Annotated in this window: 6 protein-coding genes; 5 read left to right on the forward strand and 1 reads right to left on the reverse strand. The window is 66.7% G+C overall.

The window, feature by feature from the left end; all coding sequences use genetic code 11:
• A partial coding sequence (locus tag WAN71_RS13930) for a metallopeptidase family protein (protein ID WP_422225898.1) occupies positions 1 to 369 on the forward strand: 369 nt, incomplete at its 5' end.
• Positions 370 to 432: 63 nt separating this feature from the next.
• Here the strand turns inward: WAN71_RS13930 and WAN71_RS13935 are convergent.
• Entirely contained in the window at positions 433 to 771 is a 339-nt protein-coding gene (locus tag WAN71_RS13935; RefSeq protein ID WP_422225903.1) for a WhiB family transcriptional regulator, read from the reverse strand.
• A 331-nt stretch (positions 772 to 1,102) separates the two neighbouring features.
• On the opposite strand from WAN71_RS13935, the gene cofD reads away from it, so the two are divergent.
• The 4 genes from cofD to WAN71_RS13955 all read left to right on the forward strand — a co-directional run.
• Positions 1,103 to 2,095: a 2-phospho-L-lactate transferase gene (gene cofD, locus WAN71_RS13940; protein WP_422225899.1), complete on the forward strand. Its 993-nt coding sequence runs from the start codon at positions 1,103 to 1,105 to the stop codon at positions 2,093 to 2,095.
• Positions 2,092 to 3,459 (forward strand): coenzyme F420-0:L-glutamate ligase, encoded by a 1,368-nt coding sequence (locus WAN71_RS13945; protein ID WP_422225900.1) that lies wholly within the window; start codon positions 2,092 to 2,094, stop codon positions 3,457 to 3,459. The genes cofD and WAN71_RS13945 overlap by 4 nt, the downstream gene beginning before the upstream one ends.
• Entirely contained in the window at positions 3,456 to 3,998 is a 543-nt protein-coding gene (locus tag WAN71_RS13950) for an NUDIX hydrolase (RefSeq protein ID WP_422225901.1), read from the forward strand. Before WAN71_RS13945 ends, WAN71_RS13950 begins: the two co-directional genes overlap by 4 nt.
• A 385-nt stretch (positions 3,999 to 4,383) precedes the next feature.
• The coding region (locus WAN71_RS13955) for a PGRS repeat-containing protein (protein WP_422225902.1) at positions 4,384 to 5,159 on the forward strand (776 nt) is incomplete at its 3' end.

Genomic DNA, 5,159 nt, shown 5'->3' on the forward strand with positions numbered 1-5,159 from the left:
CGCTTCGACATGGCCGTGCTCGAGGCCTATGAACCCATCGAGCAGCGCTGGCAGGAGCGATTGTCGGGGCTCGACGTGGCGGTCGACGAGATCCCGCGGATCTCGGCAAAGGATCCCGACAGCGTGCAATGGCCACCGGAAGTGGTCGCTGACGGGCCGATCGCGCTGGCCAGGTTGATCAGCGCCGGCGTCGACGTGCGGGGAAGTGCAACCCGGGCGCGAGTTGTGTTGTTCCGCAAGCCAATCGAGCGGCGCGCCAAGGATACCGTCGAACTCGCCGAATTGCTGCACGAGATCCTGGTGGCCCAAGTCGCCACCTATTTGGACGTCGAGCCGTCGGTCATCGACCCGACGATCGATGACGAGTGAGCCCTGCGGGCGATCGCAAGCTCGGCGTAGCCGGGCGCAGCGGGTCGCCCGCCGACTAACCGGTCAGATGATTCCGCGCTTGAGGCGGCGGCGTTCCCGCTCGGACAGACCGCCCCAAATGCCGAACCGCTCGTCGTGAGCTAAGGCGTAGTCGAGGCATTCGGCCCGGACCTCGCAGCCCAGGCAGATCTTCTTGGCCTCGCGAGTGGAGCCGCCCTTTTCCGGAAAGAACGCCTCGGGGTCTGTTTGCGCGCACAACGCGCGGTCTTGCCACTGGTCGGTCGGCACCGGTTCTGGATCAAAGACTTCGACCGCATCAGGGACTGGGACCAAACTCAAATGGGGCCTTGACGTTATCGATGTCATCGGCGAGCCGGTAGTGGTGTGCGGTGTGCCTCCCATTAGGCCCCGAAGGTACTCATAGGACATGCTCCGCCTCCTCACCTGGTTTCGGTTGATCGTGAATGTCACCACTGTTTTGATGTCGGCCATCTCGATTCGAACAAATGATCGAATCTCGGTCTGCGACACCGAATCCGGCCGGCCAACCGAAATGACACTGGTGTGATTACACACGGGTAAGCAGCGCTTTGCAAGCGATTCGGCAGATTTCCATACCATCTCGTGACCAATTTTTTGCGACACTGCAGCCATTGCCGCCCTGGCGTGTCGGTCACACCTACCCCACCGCGACCGTTAGGGCCGCTCACGGCCGGGCGTACTGTCGTCCGGTGTGAAGGTCACGGTTCTGGTCGGCGGGGTTGGCGGCGCCCGCTTTCTCCTCGGGGTGCAGCAGTTGCTCGGCCTTGGCCAGTTCGCCTCCGCGCCTGCGGCTGCCACCGACCACGAGCTGACCGCCATCGTCAACATCGGCGACGACGCCTGGATGCACGGGGTGCGCATCTGTCCCGACCTGGACACCTGCATGTACACCTTGGGGGGCGGCGTCGACCCGCAGCGGGGCTGGGGCCATCGCGACGAAACCTGGCACGCCAAGGAGGAACTGGCCCGCTACGGCGTACAGCCCGACTGGTTCGAGCTCGGTGACCGCGATTTGGCTACCCACTTGGTGCGCAGCCAGATGCTGCGGGCCGGCTATCCGCTATCGCAAGTCACCGCGGCGCTATGCGACCGCTGGCAACCCGGAGCCACGCTGCTGCCGGCCAGTGACGACCGTTGCGAAACCCACGTCGTCATCACCGATCCCGTCGACGACAGCCAACGCGCGATCCACTTCCAGGAATGGTGGGTGCGCTACCGGGCCAAAGTGCCGACACACAGCTTCGCATTCATCGGCGCGGAAAATGCCCACGCCACAGCCGAAGTCACGCAAGCTGTCACCGACGCCGACATCGTCCTGCTCTCGCCGTCAAATCCGGTGGTGAGCATAGGCGCGATCCTGGCCATCCCCGGCATTCGGGGAGCGCTGCGGTCGACCAAAGCGCCCGTCGTCGGCTACTCCCCGATCATCGGTGGAAAACCGTTGCGCGGCATGGCAGATGCGTGCCTGAGTGTGATCGGCGTGGCGTCCAACGCAGAGGCGGTGGGCCGGCACTATGGCGCGCGGACAGGCACCGGGATCTTGGACTGCTGGCTGATACACGAGGGCGACCATGCCGAAATCGATGGCGTTGCAGTACAGTCGGTGCCGCTGCTGATGACCGATCCGAAGGCGACGGCCGAGATGGTGAGCGCCGGCCTGGATCTCGCGGGTGTGGCGGCGTGACGGACCCGGGCGGTGCCGAGCACGGCACCGCGTCAGCTGTTGAGATTCTGCCTGTTACCGGGCTGCCCGAGTTTCGCCCCGGCGACGACCTGAGCGCGGTGGTCGCCGCGGCCGCGCCCTGGTTGCGCGACGGTGATGTGCTGGTGGTCACCAGCAAGGTGGTGTCCAAATGCGAAGGCCGGCTGGTTGATGCGCCCGTCGACGCTGAGGCTCGAGACACACTGCGGCGCAAGCTCGTCGACGCGGAGGCCGTTCGCGTGCTGGCCCGCAAAGGTCGCACGCTGATCACCGAAAACAAGCTGGGCGTGGTGCAAGCCGCGTCCGGGGTGGACGGGTCCAACGTTGATACGGGCGAATTGGCGCTGCTGCCAGTCGATCCCGACGCCAGCGCGGCGGCCCTGCGCGCCGGGCTGCGCGAGCGGCTGGGAGTCACCGTCGGCGTCGTGGTGACCGACACCATGGGCCGCGCATGGCGCAACGGCCAGACGGATGCTGCCGTCGGCGCCGCTGGTCTGGCCGTGCTGCATAACTACGCGGGCGCCGTCGACCGGCACGGCAACGAATTGTTGGTCACCGAGATCGCGGTTGCCGACGAGATCGCCGCCGCCGCCGACCTGGTCAAGGGCAAGCTGACCGCGATACCGGTGGCCGTCGTGCGTGGGCTGCCAGCCGGCGTCGTCTCCGACACCGGCGACACCGCGCGCCACCTGATCCGGTCCGGCACCGACGATTTGTTCTGGCTGGGCACTGCCGAAGCCCTGGAGCTGGGCCGCCAGCAGGCCCAGCTGCTGCGCCGCTCGGTGCGCCAATTCGCCGACGAGCCGGTGCCACCGCAGCTTGTCGAGGCCGCCGTCGCCGAAGCGCTCACCGCGCCGGCCCCCCATCACACCCGGCCGGTGCGCTTCATCTGGTTGCAGACACCCACGACCCGGATCAGGCTGCTGGACCGCATGCGCGACAAGTGGCGCGCTGATCTGTCCGGTGACGGCAAGCCCGCTGACGCTGTCGAACGAAGAGTGGCCCGCGGCCAGATCCTCTACGACGCACCGGAAGTCGTGATCCCGGTGCTGGTGCCAGACGGCGCGCACGACTACTCCGACGCCGCGCGCAACGACGCCGAGCACACCATGTTCACTGTCGCGGTGGGCGCGGCGGTACAGGCACTGCTGGTGGCATTGGCGGTACGCGGGGTGGGCAGCTGCTGGATCGGCTCGACGATCTTCGCCGCGGATCTGGTCCGCGACGAGCTGGGGCTGCCCGCCGACTGGGAACCGTTGGGCGCCATCGCCATCGGCTACCCAGAGCAGCCGCCCCCGGAGCCCCGCGACCCGGCGCCGGTCACTGATCTGCTGGTGCGCAAGTGAGCGTTCGGCAGTCGGCGATCGCGTTGCTGACCGAGTGGCCGGCACCGAACCCCGCGCAAGATTCACTGCGGCACGCGGTGTTGGCGTTTCTGGATGCGCGCGACGACGGTTGCCGTCGCGCGTGCGTGCCGGGACATGTCACGGCCTCGGCGTTGGTGCTCGACGACTCCGGCGGCCAGGTTCTGCTCACCTTGCATCCGCGACTGGGCCGCTGGGTGCAATTGGGTGGTCACTGCGATGACACCGACGGCGACATTGTCGCTGCAGCGCTGCGGGAGGCCACCGAGGAATCCGGCGTCGCCGACCTACGCATCGAGCCCGATCTGGTCGCCGTGCACGTCCACCCGGTCACCTGCTCGCTGGGTGTGCCGACCCGCCATCTCGATCTGCAGTTCGTGGCCCACGCGCCGGCCGGCGCCCAGATCGCGATCAGCGACGAGTCGATGGACCTGCGTTGGTGGCCGGCGGACGACTTGCCTGCGGGCTCCGACGAGGCGCTGGCGTATTTGGTCGCATGCGCGTCGAATGTGGGCTTGTGACACGCACAGCTCGAAAAACCGTGCATTAAGCCCACACTCGGCGCGTTAGACGTTGGTGGAGCAGCGATGCCTGCCGGACTCGGCCGCTTAGAAGCTGAACTGTGGCTGAGAGTTATCGGCATTGCTCGCCAGCTGCCCCGCAAATCCGGAACTACCGGCAATACAGGCCGCTGATCAGGAAAATAGTCCGCAAAATCGGACTGAGACGATCCGCTTGCAAACTGTGCGTTTTAGCCCGCAGCTATGTCTTAAGAGTTACCTTAATGCAACCTGAGATGGCGCCACGTGGCGGGGAGGCCTAGACCAACCGGGTCCGGACGACACCTCGGTCAGGTCTATTCGGACGGCCGAATTTGCTGGGTGGGCTTTCACGGGAGGTAGGGCCATGGCTCGTCACCGGCGCACTAAGCGGAATCAGCCGTCGCGGAAGGCCAAGGCCCGGCGTCGTCGGGTGGTCGGTCTGAGCGGTAGTGCCGGGGCGTTTTTGGCGTTCGGGCTGGGGCCGCTGGCTACCGCGCCGTCGGCGAAGGCCGATGTGTTCGACGACATCCTCGATTTGGCGGTGGGCTCGGCCGTCAGCTCGGCGGCGACGGCGGTCAACCCGACGGATTTCTTGGATCCCGGTGTGTTGAGCGGGCTGCTCGGGGAGCTGAGCACGCCGGCCGGGTGGGACACGCTGCTCACGGATTTCTCTAGCCCCAGCAGCTTTGACACCCTGTTCTCGGGGAGCTCTGCGCTTTCTGACACCGGCTCTGCGGCTGCGACGGCCGATTCGTCGACTTCGTTCCTGCAAGCACTCGAGCAGGACTGGATGAACAGCTCGTTTGGTCAGCAGGTCGACAGCGCGCTCAACACGTGGGCTGCGCAGTCCGATCCGGCCGCGGCAGGCGACAGCTGCGGGTTTATCTGTAACGGTGCTGATGGCACCTCGGCGGGAACGCTGGCGCAGGCCGATGGTCAAGACGGCGGGTTCTTGTTCGGTAATGGCGGTAATGGTGCAACCGACGCGGCCGGTCAAGGCGGCACCGGCGGCAACGGCGGACTGTTCTTCGGCGAGGGCGGTGACGGCGGGGCCGGCGGTAGCGGCGCTGCCGGGGCGCCCGGTGAGGTCGGCGGCACTGGCGGTGACGGTGGTGCGGGCGGCAACGGCGGGCTGTTCTT

Origin of the sequence: Mycobacterium sp. (genome assembly GCF_049280035.1) — a bacterium.
Classification (GTDB): domain Bacteria; phylum Actinomycetota; class Actinomycetes; order Mycobacteriales; family Mycobacteriaceae; genus Mycobacterium.

Excerpts from the sequence above, each read along its gene's own strand:
- WAN71_RS13935 (WP_422225903.1), bottom strand. The coding sequence starts at position 771 with ATGGGAGGCACACCGCACACCACTACCGGCTCGCCGATGACATCGATA.